Genomic DNA, 12733 nt, shown 5'->3' with positions numbered 1-12733 from the left:
TAACGTTGCGGTCAGTTGCCGTGCTCCCGGCAGAATGCGTCGAGCCGCCCGGCCGCGTCGCGGATGTTCTCCTCGGAGCAGGCGTAGGAGAGCCGGATCTGGCCCTCCGCTCCGAACGAGCAGCACGGAATGGCGGCAAGTTTTTCTTCGGCCAGAAGCCGGTTGCAGAACTCTTCCGAAGTCATGCCGAACGAACTGACGTCGCAGAGGAGATAGAACGCTCCCTGCGGACGGATGCACTTGACGCCCGGAATGGCCGAAATCAGTTCATATACGAGGTCGCGCCGCTTGGCGAATTCTTCGCACATGTGCCGGACCTCTTTGTCCGCCTTGCCTTCGAGGGCGGCGATGGCGCCGTACTGGGCAAAGGTGGTCGGATTGCTGGTCGTATGGCTCTGGAATGCGATGATCCGCCGCGCCAGCCAGCGCGGGGCGCGCAGGTAGCCGAGCCGCCAGCCGGTCATGGCGTAGGTCTTGGAGAAGCCGTTCACCGTGACGACATGCTCGTTGACTTCATCGGAAAGCGACGCGATGCTGACGTGCGGCTTGTCGGCGTCATAGGTCAGCTTCTCGTAAATTTCGTCGGCGAGGATCATGATGTTGCGCCGGACCGCGATTTCGGCGATCTTCTCGAGCGTCTCGCGGCGGTAGACCGCCCCGGTCGGATTCGACGGCGTATTCAGGATCAGCAGCCTGGTGTTTTCGGTGATCGCGGCTTCGAGATCGGCCGGGTCGAGTTCGTAGTTGTTCTCCATGCGGGTCGGAATTTCGACGACCTTCGCGCCGACGGCGGTGACCATTTCAGGGTAGCTCAGCCAGTACGGCGCCGGAATGATGACCTCGTCGCCGGGGCCGCAGAGCGCCGCGATGGCCGTGAAGCAGGAGTATTTCGCTCCGGGCGCGACGACGATCTCGTCCCACGCGCAGCGGATGCCGTTCTCCTTCTGGAACTTCGCGGCGAGAAGCTTGCGCAGTTCCGGGGCTCCGCTGGCGGGCGTGTAGGTTACCTTGCCGGCCTCAAGCGCAGCGATGCAGGCGTCCTTGATCGGCTGCGGCGTGTCGAAATCCGGTTCTCCGGCGCACATGCTGCAGACATCGTGGCCCTGCTCTTTCATCTCCTTGGCCATTGCCGTGATGGCAAGCGTGGCCGACGGATGAAGGTGGCACATGAAACCGGATGCATTCTTAAGATCGTTCATGATGAGGAACAACTCCCTGTTGGATACTCCAAAATTACGGTTCGGTGTGAATAAATATTCGGGTTAACACCTAATATAGCACAGCCCCGCCTTCAATTCAATATAAACCGGATTATTTTCTCTGCTTTTCAATCACTTCTGACAATTCGGGCACCAGGCGGAGCTCCTGCCGCCGAGCCGGACCGTTTCAATCATTCCGCCGCAGCGCGGACACGATTGCCCGGCCCGGCCGTAGACGGCGATTTCCTGCGCGAATTTTCCTTCCGTGCCGTCCACATTCAGGAAGTCCGAGATCGAGCTGCCGCCGAGTTCGATCGCCCGGGCCAGAATCCGTTTGGCCTCCGCGGCCAGTGTGCCGCATTCGCGGCGGGTCAGCTTCCCGGCCGGACGCAGCGGCGAAATATTCGCGGCGAACAGCGTCTCCGTCGCGTAGATATTGCCGATTCCGGCAACCACCGCGTTATCCATCAGGAAACACTTCACATTGACGGTTTTCCCGCGCGAACGCTTAAAAAGATGTGTTCCATCGAAAGCCGGGGTCAGCGGTTCGACGCCGAATGCGTCGAGTTCCGCCGGGAAACCGCCCGGCTCCGGCAGCGTGCAGACCTTCAGCACGCTGAAGCGGCGCGTGCATTCGAAACGGAACGCACGCCCGTCGTCGAGATGCAGAAACACATGTTCATGCTTCCGCCTCGGAATATCGGTTGATTCGACGCGCACGACGCCGGTCATGCCGAAATGCATCAGAAGCGCGCGGCCGTCCGACAGCTCCTCCACGACGTAACGGGCGCGTCGCCGCACGTCGACGACTTTCAGCCCTTCGAGTCCGGCGGAGAGGAGCGGCGTCAGCGGTTCGCGCATCGCGGGGGTGAATACTTCGACTCTGGTGATCGTGCGTCCCGCCATGACCCGCTTCAGGGCCCGGCAGATATTTTCGGCTTCCGGCAATTCCGGCATAATATAAATATGAATCCCTTTATTACAAGTTGATTGCGGTACTGATAGGTTGTAATATAATATGCTTTTCGGAAAATCAAATTCACAATAAATAATTTTTGCGAAAAAAATGCGTTTTCTTATGAAAACTTAATTGAGAGCCAGACTTCTGGTGTATAATTCTTCGAATTCCGGCAGATTGTTGAGTGGAATGTCGCGGAAGCCGGGACGCTCCGATTCAAACTGGTCCAATATCTCCGGATCGGCCGCCGCCTGTATCGCCGCCGCGAGGGAGGTATTGCCGCAAATGCGGATTCGATCGGCCGCGACGGCGGGTAGAAGCCCCGTTGAACGGGCCGACGCGAGGTCGAGCGCGGAGGCGAAGCCGCCGCAGAGATAGAGCGCATCGAGCTCCGACGGACTCCGGCCGACGCTGCCGAGCAGTGCGAGAACGCCCGCTTCGATGGCGGCCTTGGCTTTCAGGAGCGCTTCGATGTCGGCTTCACTGACGGCAAGCTGTGAAGAGAGGCGGCAGAGCAGGCCGGTTTCGGGCGTGCCGGCTTCGAGACGGCCGAGGGAACCGAGGCGCGCGCGGTTGTAGCGGCCGAATTCGTCGATCAGCCCCGCGCCGCGCATGCCGGCGAGAAAATCGACGAGTCCGGAGCCGCAGATTCCGTCGATCCGGCGCAGGTCTCCGCCGATGACGTGGAAACGGAAGTACCCGGCTTCGCTGACGGCCAGGTGATCGACGGCGCCGGGCCGGGCCCGGCAGCCGACGGCGGAGCTGCCCCCCTCGAAAGCCGGTCCGGCCGCGGCGGCCGCCGCCAGCTTGCGGCCGCGGTCGCTGAGGATCATTTCGCAGTTCGTCCCGATGTCGAGCAGGAGTTCGAGCCTGTCCGGGACGCGCCCGAAGCCGGTGACGGCGATGCCGCCGGTGATGTCGCCGCCGACGCTCCCTGAAATGGCCGGCCAGACATGGACCGGAGTTTCCGCATCGACCGCGAGGCCGAAGTTTGCGGCCGGTTCCGCCGGGAAACGCAGCCGGAGCGGCCGGAACGGCGAAACGCCGATCGACTCCGGCGAAAGTCCGCAGAAGATGTGGCTCATGACCGTGTTGGCGGCGACGGCGATGCGGCGCACGCTGCCGGAAGCGGGGGCGAGTTCGGCGATCAGCGGATTCAGGGTCTCTTCGACGAGAACACGGCGAAGCTCGGCTGCCGTTTCCGGCGATCTGCCGGCGGCGACAATCCGGTCGATGACGTTGTCGCCGAACCGGCTCTGGGCGTTCGGCGCTCCGGCGGTGCGGAGCACTGCGCCGTCCTTGACGAGGGCGGCCGCCACCGTGGTTGTGCCGATGTCGAAGGCGAGGGCGCTCTCTCCCGGACCGGAGGCGGCGCCGGAAGGAGCGCAGCGGAAGCCGGTTTCGATCAGCAGGCCGTCCCGGAACAGCGAGGAATCCGGAATTTCGATCCGTCCCTCGACTCCTGCCGGGATGAGCCGGCAGGCGTTCGCCTCGCGCGGGCCTTCGCGGTCCGCGTCATACGCCTTCCCGGCAATGGCGAACCGCCCGGAGAGCAGCCGCACCCGGCAGCGTCCGCAGCGGTTGTTGCCGCCGCAGCGGAGGTCGAGCCGGATGCCGGCTTCCGCGAGCGATTCGCTCAGATGCCGCCCCGGCGGCGCATCGATGTCGAGGCGCCTGCCGCCGGAATCCACATGAAGCTTCATTGTTGTTCGGACCGGAATGTTTTCAATCGCACATGATTTTATGAAATATACAGCCGGATCGCCCCGGCGGCAAGCGCCGGAGGCGGAAATCATTGCATCCGGCGGTTACCGCAGGTCGATTTTCAGCTCCCGGAAGTAGTATTCCCGGTCACGGTCGTTGATCGGCCGCAGGACCCGGCACGGGTTGCCGACCGCGACGACCCCGGCCGGGATGTCTTTCGTCACGATGCTGCCCGCGCCGATCACGCTGTCGTCGCCGATGGTCACTCCGGGCAGGACGACCGCCCCCGCGCCGATCCAGACGTTGTTGCCGATGCGGACCGGCAGGTTGAACTGCGCGACCTTCCGGCGCAGGCCGGGGTCGATCGGGTGTCCGGCCGTGGCCAGCGTCACGTTCGGACCGAACATCACGCTGTCGCCGACGTAGATGTCCGTGTCGTCCACCAGCGTCAGGTTGAAGTTCGCGTAGACGTTGCTGCCGAAATGGGTGTTCTTCGCCCAGTTGGCGTGGAGCGGCGGCTCGACGTAGCAGTTTTCGCCGACCTCGGCCAGCAGCTCTTTCAGCAGCTTTTGGCGTTTCTCCATTTCGGAGGGGCGGGTCTGGTTGAAGTCATACAGCTTGTCCAGGCACTGCAGCTGTTCGCGCGCGACGCTTTCGTCGGTGCAGAAATAAAGCTTTCCGTTTTTCATCCGTTCGCGGATATCCATCGGCAGGTCTCCTTTCCGTGGTTTCTGGCATTTCATGCGGTTCGCCGGATAAGACAGAGGATGATTCGCGCAAGTTCAAGTGCCGGAGCGCTCATTCCGGCGGGATTGCGGCCGGACCGGTCGAAATCCGGCGGAAAGCCGCCCGGAAGCTGCGAGGCGTCATGCACTCGGTTTTCCGGAATGCGCGGGACATGTAGCTCTGGTCGCAGAAACCGGACATCTGGGCGATTTCGCTGATCGGCAGGTCCGTTTCGCTCAACAGCTTCTTGACCTTTTCGACCCGCAGCTGGATCAGGTAATCCCAGGGGGAAGTGCCGGTTTCATTGCGGAAGCATTCGCAGAAGTAGTTTTTGTTGAGATTGGCGTGTTTCGAGATATCCGCCAGCGTCAGTTTCCTGGCCAGGTTCCGTTCCATGTGGATGATGGCGCGGTGGATCGCTTCCTGCCGGTAGTCGGAGCTGTGCAGCTCCTTCACCTGCGCCCGCCCGAGCAGGACCAGGAACTCCAGGAACAGCGCCTTGACGCTGATTCTGAACGACGGGGGCTGCATGGAGAGTTCGCCGATGATCCGGCGCAGCAGCACTTCCGCAGCGGAGCGGGTGAACATCGGGAGGTGGAATTTGTGCAGCGGGGAGTTCTCCAGCGAGCGGATGATCGGCATTTCCAGCAGCTCCTTCCACTCCGAACCGAGAAACTCCGGTTCGAACAGGATGTTGTAAAGCAGCATGTCGTGGGTGTTCGTGTAACAGTGCACCTTCCCGGCGGAGATTGCGAAGACATCGCCCTGCATGATGCCGTAGGAGACGGTTTCGCTCAGGCGGTGTTCGCCGTGGCCGCGCGCGACAAGCACGAGCTCGAAAAAATCGTGCGTATGCCAGAGCGTGTTCTTCAGCGGAATGTCGCTGTTGATGAAAATCGGGAAATCCCGGACGGTGAACAGCCACTCTTTCCTGAAATATTCCATTTCTTCCTCTTTCGGTTGATCTTCGTTACTATATACGTACAAGGACGATATTAAAAGAAAAGAAATGCCGGTTCGGGACGATTGTCCTGAAATATCTTAATATCCTTCTAGATATCGGATGCGTTTCCCGGTATAATATAGGCAGCTGAAACGGAAATCCGTATGATTCACAAAGAGGTTGAAAGTGAAAAAAACATCGTTTACGCTGATCGAACTTCTGGTTGTGATCGCTATTATCGCGATCCTCGCCTCGATGCTGCTGCCCGCGCTGAATCAGGCGCGCGACCGGGCGAAATCCTCCGCCTGCCTCAACAGCCTGAAGCAGTGCGTTACGGGATTTCTGCTGTACGCGGATGATTACCGGGGCGTGGTTCAGACGCACGACTGGGCCGGGGGCGGCTCCGGGAGGAAGGTCTGGATCGACTATGTCATGCCGCCGGGAGACCCGGCGCGCAAAAGCGCGGTCTGTCCTTCCTGGAGTCCGTTCAAATACACGGTTTACCCGATGGCGACTTACGGTTCCAACTCCGAAGGGGTCGGGGAAGCGGACGGCATTTTCTTTCTCGAAAACAATTTCCTCGCCTTTCTGAATTTCAAGGCGCTGAAGCAGCCGAGCCGGTTTACCGTCCTGGCCGACAGCCTCTGCATGAATCCGGGTGATGCGCTTTACGGAAATCAGTCGTTCAGCCTGACTTCGACCGGCTGGTATAAAATCCACATCCGTCATGGCGAACGCGCCAATCTCGCATTTGCCGACGGCCATGCCGCCTCGCACAGTCACGGCGATATTTTCAAGCTCGGGTGGGGATCGGTCTGGAGCTCCACCGGCGAAACCGATTTCCGCCCGTAATGCAATGGAGTATGGAATCATGGGAATGAGAAAAATTGTTTTTGCCGTGCTGCTTCTTGCATCCGCCCTGCGGTCGGGAGCCGTCGCGCTGCCGGAGCAGGCGTGGCAGGTCTGGAGCCCGGAGGCGGTCCGCCCGGAGCAGTTCCGGCAGGAGAACGGGGTTTTTCTGCTTCAGGCCGGTCCGGCGCAGGAGATCAGCCGGCACTGCTCGATTCCGGCGGAGCCGGGGGAATACCTCCTGTCGGCGGAGCTCAGATGCACCGATGTGGAAAATCAGGCCGTGATCGGCCTTGAAGCGTGGGGCGGCGGCGTCTGGAAAAAGGCCGTGTTTTCGCCCCCCGCCAAGGGAAGCGGGGCGTTTGTGCCGGTTCAGGCGCGGATCGAAATATCAGGCGAGGTTGAGAGTTTGAAAGCGGTTCTACTGCTGCGCGGTCCCGGCAAGGCTGAATTCCGCAAAGTCGCGCTGGAGAAGGCGGGCGGCAATCCCCTGCTGCCGGACGCCGTGCGGAGCGGCGGAACCCTGTCGCTCCGCGTTACGGAGAAGGAGACCGGTCCGGTCAACCGCAGACTGTTCGGCGGCCACTACTTCGATATCCGCGACCGGAAAACCGCTTATGCCGACATGGGCATGAGCGTCTGCCGCGAAGGCGGCCCCGGCTTCTTTTCCCCGGGCCGGCTGAACCCGGACGGGAACGCCTGGCGCTGGGAGGATCTGGACCGCTTTCTCGGCTGGAGCCGGGAGAACCGGGTTGAAGTGCTCGGCCTGATCGGCGGCGCCGTGCCGTGGATGATGCCGGACGGCCTCGAATCCCCGGCGGGCTGGAAGGTGTTTTACGAACGCTGGAGCGATTTCGCCGTTGAGGTCGCCCGGCACGCCGGCACGGTCCGGCACTGGGAGCTCTGGAACGAGCCGGACGGCGGCCACTGGTTCGGCAGACCCTGGCATGCCGGAGCGAAGGAGTATGCGCCGCTCTACCTCGAAACCGCCCGGAAACTCAAGGCGTTGAATCCGGAGCTGCAGGTCGGCACCGGCGGCATCGCCGACCCGTTCCGCGGCAGCATCGATAACTGGTGGGTTCCGGTGGCGAAACATCCGGGCGTTGCGGAGCTGATCGATTTCGTGGCAATCCACGGCTACTACGGTGACCCGGCCAACCAGATTTTCGCCCGCGGCATCGATCACATGCGCGCCCGGATGCGCGAGTGCCTCGGGCGGGAGGTCCCGCTCTGGGTCACGGAGTTCAATGTACATCCGCTGGAGGATTTTACGCACCGCGGTTACTCGTTTCCGCTGCAGGCGGTCATGATCGCCGAGTATCTGGCGCTGTTCGCGCAGAAGGAGATCGAAAGCTCGCAGTATTTCTGCGTCGGCTGGTGGGAGTCGGATTTTTCGCCGTGGGACGGGAAGACCGGCGCGCCGCGCCCGGTCTTTCACGCCTATGCATTCTGGAAGGATTTCGCGGGAACCCGCCTCGCCGTGACGAATCCGGAGGAGGCGGAACTGCCGGTCGTCGCCTGCCGGACAGACGAGGGCGCGCGCATCGCGTATGTTCCGGCGCGCCGGGAGGCGAAGCTGCGGATCGGTTTTGAAGGCTGTTCCGAAGCGGACCGGGTTGCCGTGAATGGTTTTTACGGAGACTCCGTCATTCCGGTCGTGTTCTCCCGGAGCATGGCCGGCGGCGTCCTCTCCGTGGATATCGACTGGCCGCAGGGAGCGCGGGCGCTGCTGAAAGTCGAGGTGAGGCCGAAATGAGAACTGCCGGAAGGAGAATCGCGGATATGGACCGGGAACGGTATCGTGACAAGGTGCTGGGCTGCTGGCTCGGGAAAGCGGCCGGAGGAACGCTCGGTGCCCCGGTGGAAGGGTGGCGCGGGCCGCACCGGCTCGAGTTTTACGACCCCGTTCCGGAACGGATGCTTCCGAACGACGATCTGGATCTTCAGGTGGTCTGGGCCTGTTCGCTCGCGGCGATGCCGGAGCCGGCGGTGAGCTGCCGCCGGCTGGCGAAGGCGTGGCTGGACCACGTCGGGTTCGCCATGGATGAGTACGGCGTCGGCATCCGCAATCTGCGCAACCGGATCGAGCCGCCGTTTTCAGGAAGCTATGACAACTGGTTCACCGACGGAATGGGAGCGGCGATCCGCTCGGAGCTCTGGGCATGCCTGGCCCCCGGCGACCCGGAACTTGCCGCGGCCTTCGCTTACGAGGACGCCTGCGTGGACCATGCGGGGAGCGGCCTCTGGAGCGAGGTGTTTCTGGCTGCCGCCGAGTCGGCCGCGTTCACGGAGCCGGATATCCGCAGGGTTGTCGAAACCGGTCTCGCGGCGATTCCGGCCGACAGCCCGCTGCGGGAGGGGATCGGGGATGTGATTCACTGGTTCGATGAAAAACCGGAGTTCGATTTTCTGTTCGGCCGGATCATGGAGAAGTACCGGAGCGACAACTTCACCGATGTAAAGGTGAATCTCCCGATCATCACGGCCGGGCTGCTGCTGGGGCGGGGGGAGTTCGGCGCTTCGATCTGCCACGCCGTGAATTTCGGCGAGGACTGCGACTGCACCGGGGCGAGCGTCGGGGCGATTCTCGGCATTCTCAATCCCGCCGGGATCGGGGAAAAGTGGCTGGCCCCGATCGGGCGCAGTCTTGTGCTGAGCCGGGAGATCACCGGAATCGACGCGCCGCGGACGCTGGACGCGTTTTCGGAGCTGATCTGCTCCCTGCAGGGACGGGTCGGGCTGGAACGGAATCCGGCGCGGAGTTTCGAGCCGCGCCCGGTCCGGGCGCTTTACACCCTGCGCCGCTCCGGGAAGCCGGGGGAAGCATCGGCGCCGGTCGTTTTCGGCGGCCAGCTCTGCCGGTGGCCGGCTCCGCTGGAAAACGAGCATGAACAACTGGTGCTGAAGTTTGAATTCCGGGTCCCTGCCGACGGAGAGTACATCGTGATGTTCAATACCCGGGCGCAGGTCGAGGTCGAGGTCGACGACGCTCCCGCCTTCCGGCGCGAAGCGGGCGGCAGCATGGCTCCCTCCTTTCATCGCGCCCCGTGGAACCAGAGCGTTCGGCTGGAGCTGAAGGCCGGTGCGCATGAACTGAAAGCCGTCCTGCAGCGGATGCCCGGCAATGTTGCTCCGGACTGGGTGCTCGGCGTGGGGGACGCCGCTTCTTCGCAGTGGATTCCTGACGCATTCTGCGGCTGATCAACCGGTTATGGTTATGCGCGGCCGGGGGAGAGCCGGAATTCGAGATGGCAGTCGCACGGTTCAAGTTCGAACAGATCCGGCATGAGCTCTTCCGCCTCCGTGCAGTTCAGCGCGCGGTAGAAGGCCTGCGTCTCTTCGGCGGAATGGGCGGAGATGTAGAGCCGTTCGGCCCGCAGTTCCGCCGCCCGCCGGCAGGCCGCCCGGAACAGGAGCCTGCCGATGCCGCGCCCGCGATATTCGGCCGATACGTGAAGGTTCGAGAGCTGCAGATATTGATTTCGGGAGCCGCGGGGCCGGTTCTCCAGCGAGGCGAAACCGATCAGGTTTTTTCCGTCGAACGCGCCGAAAACCGCGCCGCCGGCGGCGACGGCGCCGCGCAGAGCTTCCGCGAGAAGCCGGTAATCCTCCGCGCTCCATTGCTCTGTAAAAGCGATCTCCTTCAGGACGTTGCGGCCGTTTTCCCTCCGCCGGCACCGTTTCACCTCCTGATAGCGGTTGAAGGAGGCGAAAAGCCCTGTTTCGATCTCTCCGGCCGGGAGTTCCCGGTACGTAATCTCCGCCGGTCCGAGCCGGCGCCAGCGCGTCGCGGAAACCGGCTTGAAGCCGCACCGGGCGAGCACACGGCGCGAGGCCGTGTTTTCCGGTTCGGTTTCCGCGATGACGCCGGTGACGCCGGGCTGTTCCAATGCCCACGCCGCAATCGCGCGCAGGGCTTCGGTCATGAATCCCCGCCGCTGGAATGCCGGGGTGATGCCGCAGCGGATTTCAACTTCTCCGGTTTCGTCCGGCACGTTCATGAAACCGGCGCTGCCGACGGAGCAGTTCCGCTCCTTCCAGATGATCTGCCAATTGGCGGCCCACGGGCAGGAGGACGGAATTTTCTCCGCGAGCTCCGCCGGGGAGGCCATCGCTTCGTGCTCGAAGCGGGGCATCCCTTCGAGCCGGAGTTTCAACTGCGGCAGCGACAGGATTCTGAGGCGTTCGGTTTCCAGCTGCATGTTCCTGTTGTCGTTATCGTGGTGAATGAATGAAATCCGGATCAGTCCTGAGGTTTTCTTTCTGCTTTTTGCGTCTGCGATATCCGGATTAGTTGGCGGGAACAACGGCTTCGGAAGTGGCTACGGTGCAGGCGCGGTGTTTTTTGAGCCATTCGCTGCGCGTGACTTCAGGCCATGAGGGCAGCTCGTCGCAATAGACGACGAGGGGGCGTTCGGTGATTTCGAATTGCGGTGAAGCTGCGGTGAAGGGAACTTCATCGAGCAGCCAGTCCACTGCTTTGACTACCTTGCCGTCGCGGAAGCGTACCGTGGCGGGTTTGAGGGTCGGGCTGGGGGTGAAGTTGGGATTCATTGCTTCGACCGCGCCATTTTTCCAGAGGACAACGGCGTACTTCGGAGAGCCGGCGGGAGCGGCCGGGTTGTTTTGCAGCAGATAGGCTTCCACATCTTCGGCGGGTTCAGCCATGCGGACGAGGTTGCGGGTTTTCATTGCGTCTGCCGCCGCCGCGAGGCTCAGCAGGCGCAGCTTCGGACGCCAGTCGATGTCGAAGAAACCGGAACGGTTCAGACTGGCTCCCTCCATCCGATCGCGGGCAAGGTAACAGTAGACGCTTTCGAACCTGTGCAGATAGAGATTGCGTGCCATCAGCTTGATGATGTCCGACGGATGGCTGAAAGCGCTTTCCTCGCTATTCACGAGCTTGTCGCTGACCGTGCCGGGGGAGAGCTCGCGGAAGAATTTCACGAAATCCTGTTCTTTCATCTGCCAGGTGTAGTGCAGCGAATAGCCGTCGATATACCGCTCCAGCCCGGCGGACAGACAGCGGCGGGTGAATTCCTGTCCCTCGCCGTTTTTGTCGCGTGCGGCGCTGCGCGAATAGGTCGCGGAGATGCCAAGCACGGGAGTTTTGATGCCGAGTCTATCCATCTCCTCGCGCAGGATGCGGCAGTCGCGGACGTAGTCCTGCGGCGTGGCGCCGCGCCACCAGACCTTTGGAGCGTCGACCTCGTTGGCGTACTCCCAGTATTGAGCATAACGGTCGTAACGGGGCAGAATGAGGTGCAGATATTCGCGGAACAGCGCTTCATGTTCCGGTCTGAAGGTGGAGAGGTGGAACGGATGCTTGTTGAATTTGGCGGCAGGGTAACCGATGGTGAACATGAAATTCATCCCGTACTTGTCCGCTTGTTCCACCTGATAGTCGATATTCTCGAAGTCAAAGTTCGCCGGAGCATCTTTGCCGAGGCGGTGCCAGCAGAGCTCGGCGGTACGCAGCGTGTCGACTCCGGCACGGGCGAGCAACTCGAAGGCCCGGCTGGTTTTGTCATCCTGAAAACCCTTCCGAACCAGTGGGATTTCCATGCCGTGAACCCCGATTCGGTGGATGCTTCCTTTCGGCATCGGTGCGGGCAGGGGACGGGCCAGCAGTTTTTTCAGGGCCATCGCTGCATTTTCATCGGAGATGCCCTCAACCGGTGCTTTCTCCTTCATCAAGGCACGTACCAGCTTCTGTTCCGTGGCGAACTGCAAAGCACGGAAGTCTTTGAATTGCGCCAACTGCTTTTTCCACTCCGGCTGCAGCTTGGAAATGCGATAGTTCGCCCGGGGCCTGATTGCCGGATTGGTAGTCAGCAGGAAGCCGTCGAAGAAACAACTATAGGCGTTGGAATCGCGGCGGGGCCGCGTGACCCGGAAGTCGATCCGGTGCTTGCCGGCTTTCAGTTCGACCGAACCGGGATTGATCCAGCCGAGCACCGCGCGCGGGGCGGGTGCTCCGAATGCGCCGCTTTTCCACTTCATTTCTTCCGGATCGTCCCAGACCACTTTGCCGTCCACCGCAATCGCGATCGGCGAAGCCCAGCCGGAAGCGGGATTGGAGACCGCCGCCCAGAGGGCGTATTGGCCGTCGGTGGGGATTGCGACTTCATATGAAGTGTAATAATGATCGGCTCCGGCCGGTTTTTTCGCCGTGAATAGTTCGAGTATCAGCCCGCCGGAGGCTCCGCTGCCGTCTTTCTGCAGGTAGATGGCCCGGTGCGGCCAGTTGGAGGAGGTGAAATCCTCCGCCTCCTGCCAGACTTCGGCTGCTGTCGCGGCTCCGGCCAGCAGAATGGACAGGAGAGCTGTACATAGTTTCTTCATATTCAATAT

General features: G+C 62.0%; 10 protein-coding genes. 3 read left to right on the top strand and 7 right to left on the bottom strand.

Going from position 1 to position 12733, the window contains the following annotated elements:
* Nucleotides 1-11 precede the first annotated feature (11 nt).
* The 5 genes from FYJ85_RS18750 to FYJ85_RS18730 form a co-directional block, all read right to left on the bottom strand.
* On the bottom strand, nucleotides 12-1199 hold the full coding sequence (locus tag FYJ85_RS18750) for a pyridoxal phosphate-dependent aminotransferase (protein ID WP_106052936.1): 1188 nt from the start codon (nucleotides 1197-1199) through the stop codon (nucleotides 12-14).
* 132 nt (nucleotides 1200-1331) lie between these two features.
* Nucleotides 1332-2156, bottom strand: a complete 825-nt coding sequence (gene mutM, locus FYJ85_RS18745; protein ID WP_154420175.1) for a bifunctional DNA-formamidopyrimidine glycosylase/DNA-(apurinic or apyrimidinic site) lyase — start codon at nucleotides 2154-2156, stop codon at nucleotides 1332-1334.
* Between the two features lie 129 nt (nucleotides 2157-2285).
* Complete coding sequence (locus FYJ85_RS18740) at nucleotides 2286-3860, bottom strand: ASKHA domain-containing protein (protein WP_206213309.1); 1575 nt, start codon at nucleotides 3858-3860, stop codon at nucleotides 2286-2288.
* A 105-nt stretch (nucleotides 3861-3965) separates the two neighbouring features.
* Nucleotides 3966-4568 carry a maltose acetyltransferase domain-containing protein gene (locus FYJ85_RS24330; protein WP_154420171.1) on the bottom strand — a complete coding sequence of 201 codons (603 nt, stop codon included), beginning with the start codon at nucleotides 4566-4568 and terminating at the stop codon, nucleotides 3966-3968.
* Between the two features lie 91 nt (nucleotides 4569-4659).
* Nucleotides 4660-5532 carry a helix-turn-helix domain-containing protein gene (locus FYJ85_RS18730; protein ID WP_154420169.1) on the bottom strand — a complete coding sequence of 291 codons (873 nt, stop codon included), beginning with the start codon at nucleotides 5530-5532 and terminating at the stop codon, nucleotides 4660-4662.
* A 184-nt stretch (nucleotides 5533-5716) separates the two neighbouring features.
* On the opposite strand from FYJ85_RS18730, the gene FYJ85_RS18725 reads away from it, so the two are divergent.
* Genes FYJ85_RS18725 through FYJ85_RS18715 form a run of 3 tightly spaced genes read left to right on the top strand, consistent with a single transcriptional unit; the run spans nucleotide 5717 to nucleotide 9580 of the window.
* Nucleotides 5717-6382, top strand: a complete 666-nt coding sequence (locus FYJ85_RS18725) for a prepilin-type N-terminal cleavage/methylation domain-containing protein (protein WP_206213308.1) — start codon at nucleotides 5717-5719, stop codon at nucleotides 6380-6382.
* Between the two features lie 25 nt (nucleotides 6383-6407).
* A complete protein-coding gene (locus FYJ85_RS18720) occupies nucleotides 6408-8135 on the top strand; it encodes a GH39 family glycosyl hydrolase (protein WP_154420165.1) in 1728 nt (575 codons plus the stop codon).
* On the top strand, nucleotides 8132-9580 hold the full coding sequence (locus tag FYJ85_RS18715; RefSeq protein WP_154420163.1) for an ADP-ribosylglycohydrolase family protein: 1449 nt from the start codon (nucleotides 8132-8134) through the stop codon (nucleotides 9578-9580). The genes FYJ85_RS18720 and FYJ85_RS18715 overlap by 4 nt, the downstream gene beginning before the upstream one ends.
* Nucleotides 9581-9594: 14 nt before the next feature.
* On the opposite strand, the gene FYJ85_RS18710 is transcribed toward FYJ85_RS18715, so the two are convergent.
* Together FYJ85_RS18710 and FYJ85_RS18705 are read right to left on the bottom strand one after the other, a co-directional pair.
* Nucleotides 9595-10581 (bottom strand): GNAT family N-acetyltransferase, encoded by a 987-nt coding sequence (locus FYJ85_RS18710; RefSeq protein ID WP_154420161.1) that lies wholly within the window; start codon nucleotides 10579-10581, stop codon nucleotides 9595-9597.
* Nucleotides 10582-10669: 88 nt separating this feature from the next.
* Complete coding sequence (locus FYJ85_RS18705; protein ID WP_154420159.1) at nucleotides 10670-12724, bottom strand: hypothetical protein; 2055 nt, start codon at nucleotides 12722-12724, stop codon at nucleotides 10670-10672.
* Between the last annotated feature and the right edge of the window lie 9 nt (nucleotides 12725-12733).

Origin of the sequence: Victivallis lenta (genome assembly GCF_009695545.1) — a bacterium.
GTDB classification, from domain to species: Bacteria; Verrucomicrobiota; Lentisphaeria; order Victivallales; family Victivallaceae; genus Victivallis; species Victivallis lenta.
The sequence above is the reverse complement of the archived record's forward strand: the minus strand, read 5'-3'. Positions and strand labels throughout refer to the sequence as shown.

Bases quoted from the DNA above. Each gene is read 5' to 3' on its own strand.
- FYJ85_RS18730 (WP_154420169.1), bottom strand. From the start codon at position 5,532: ATGGAATATTTCAGGAAAGAGTGGCTGTTCACCGTCCGGGATTTCCCG.
- FYJ85_RS18740 (WP_206213309.1), bottom strand. From the start codon at position 3,860: ATGAAGCTTCATGTGGATTCCGGCGGCAGGCGCCTCGACATCGATGCG.
- FYJ85_RS18750 (WP_106052936.1), bottom strand. From the start codon at position 1,199: ATGAACGATCTTAAGAATGCATCCGGTTTCATGTGCCACCTTCATCCG.
- FYJ85_RS18720 (WP_154420165.1), top strand. From the start codon at position 6,408: ATGAGAAAAATTGTTTTTGCCGTGCTGCTTCTTGCATCCGCCCTGCGG.
- FYJ85_RS18705 (WP_154420159.1), bottom strand. From the start codon at position 12,724: ATGAAGAAACTATGTACAGCTCTCCTGTCCATTCTGCTGGCCGGAGCC.
- mutM (WP_154420175.1), bottom strand. From the start codon at position 2,156: ATGCCGGAATTGCCGGAAGCCGAAAATATCTGCCGGGCCCTGAAGCGG.
- FYJ85_RS18715 (WP_154420163.1), top strand. From the start codon at position 8,132: ATGAGAACTGCCGGAAGGAGAATCGCGGATATGGACCGGGAACGGTAT.
- FYJ85_RS18710 (WP_154420161.1), bottom strand. From the start codon at position 10,581: ATGCAGCTGGAAACCGAACGCCTCAGAATCCTGTCGCTGCCGCAGTTG.
- FYJ85_RS24330 (WP_154420171.1), bottom strand. From the start codon at position 4,568: ATGGATATCCGCGAACGGATGAAAAACGGAAAGCTTTATTTCTGCACC.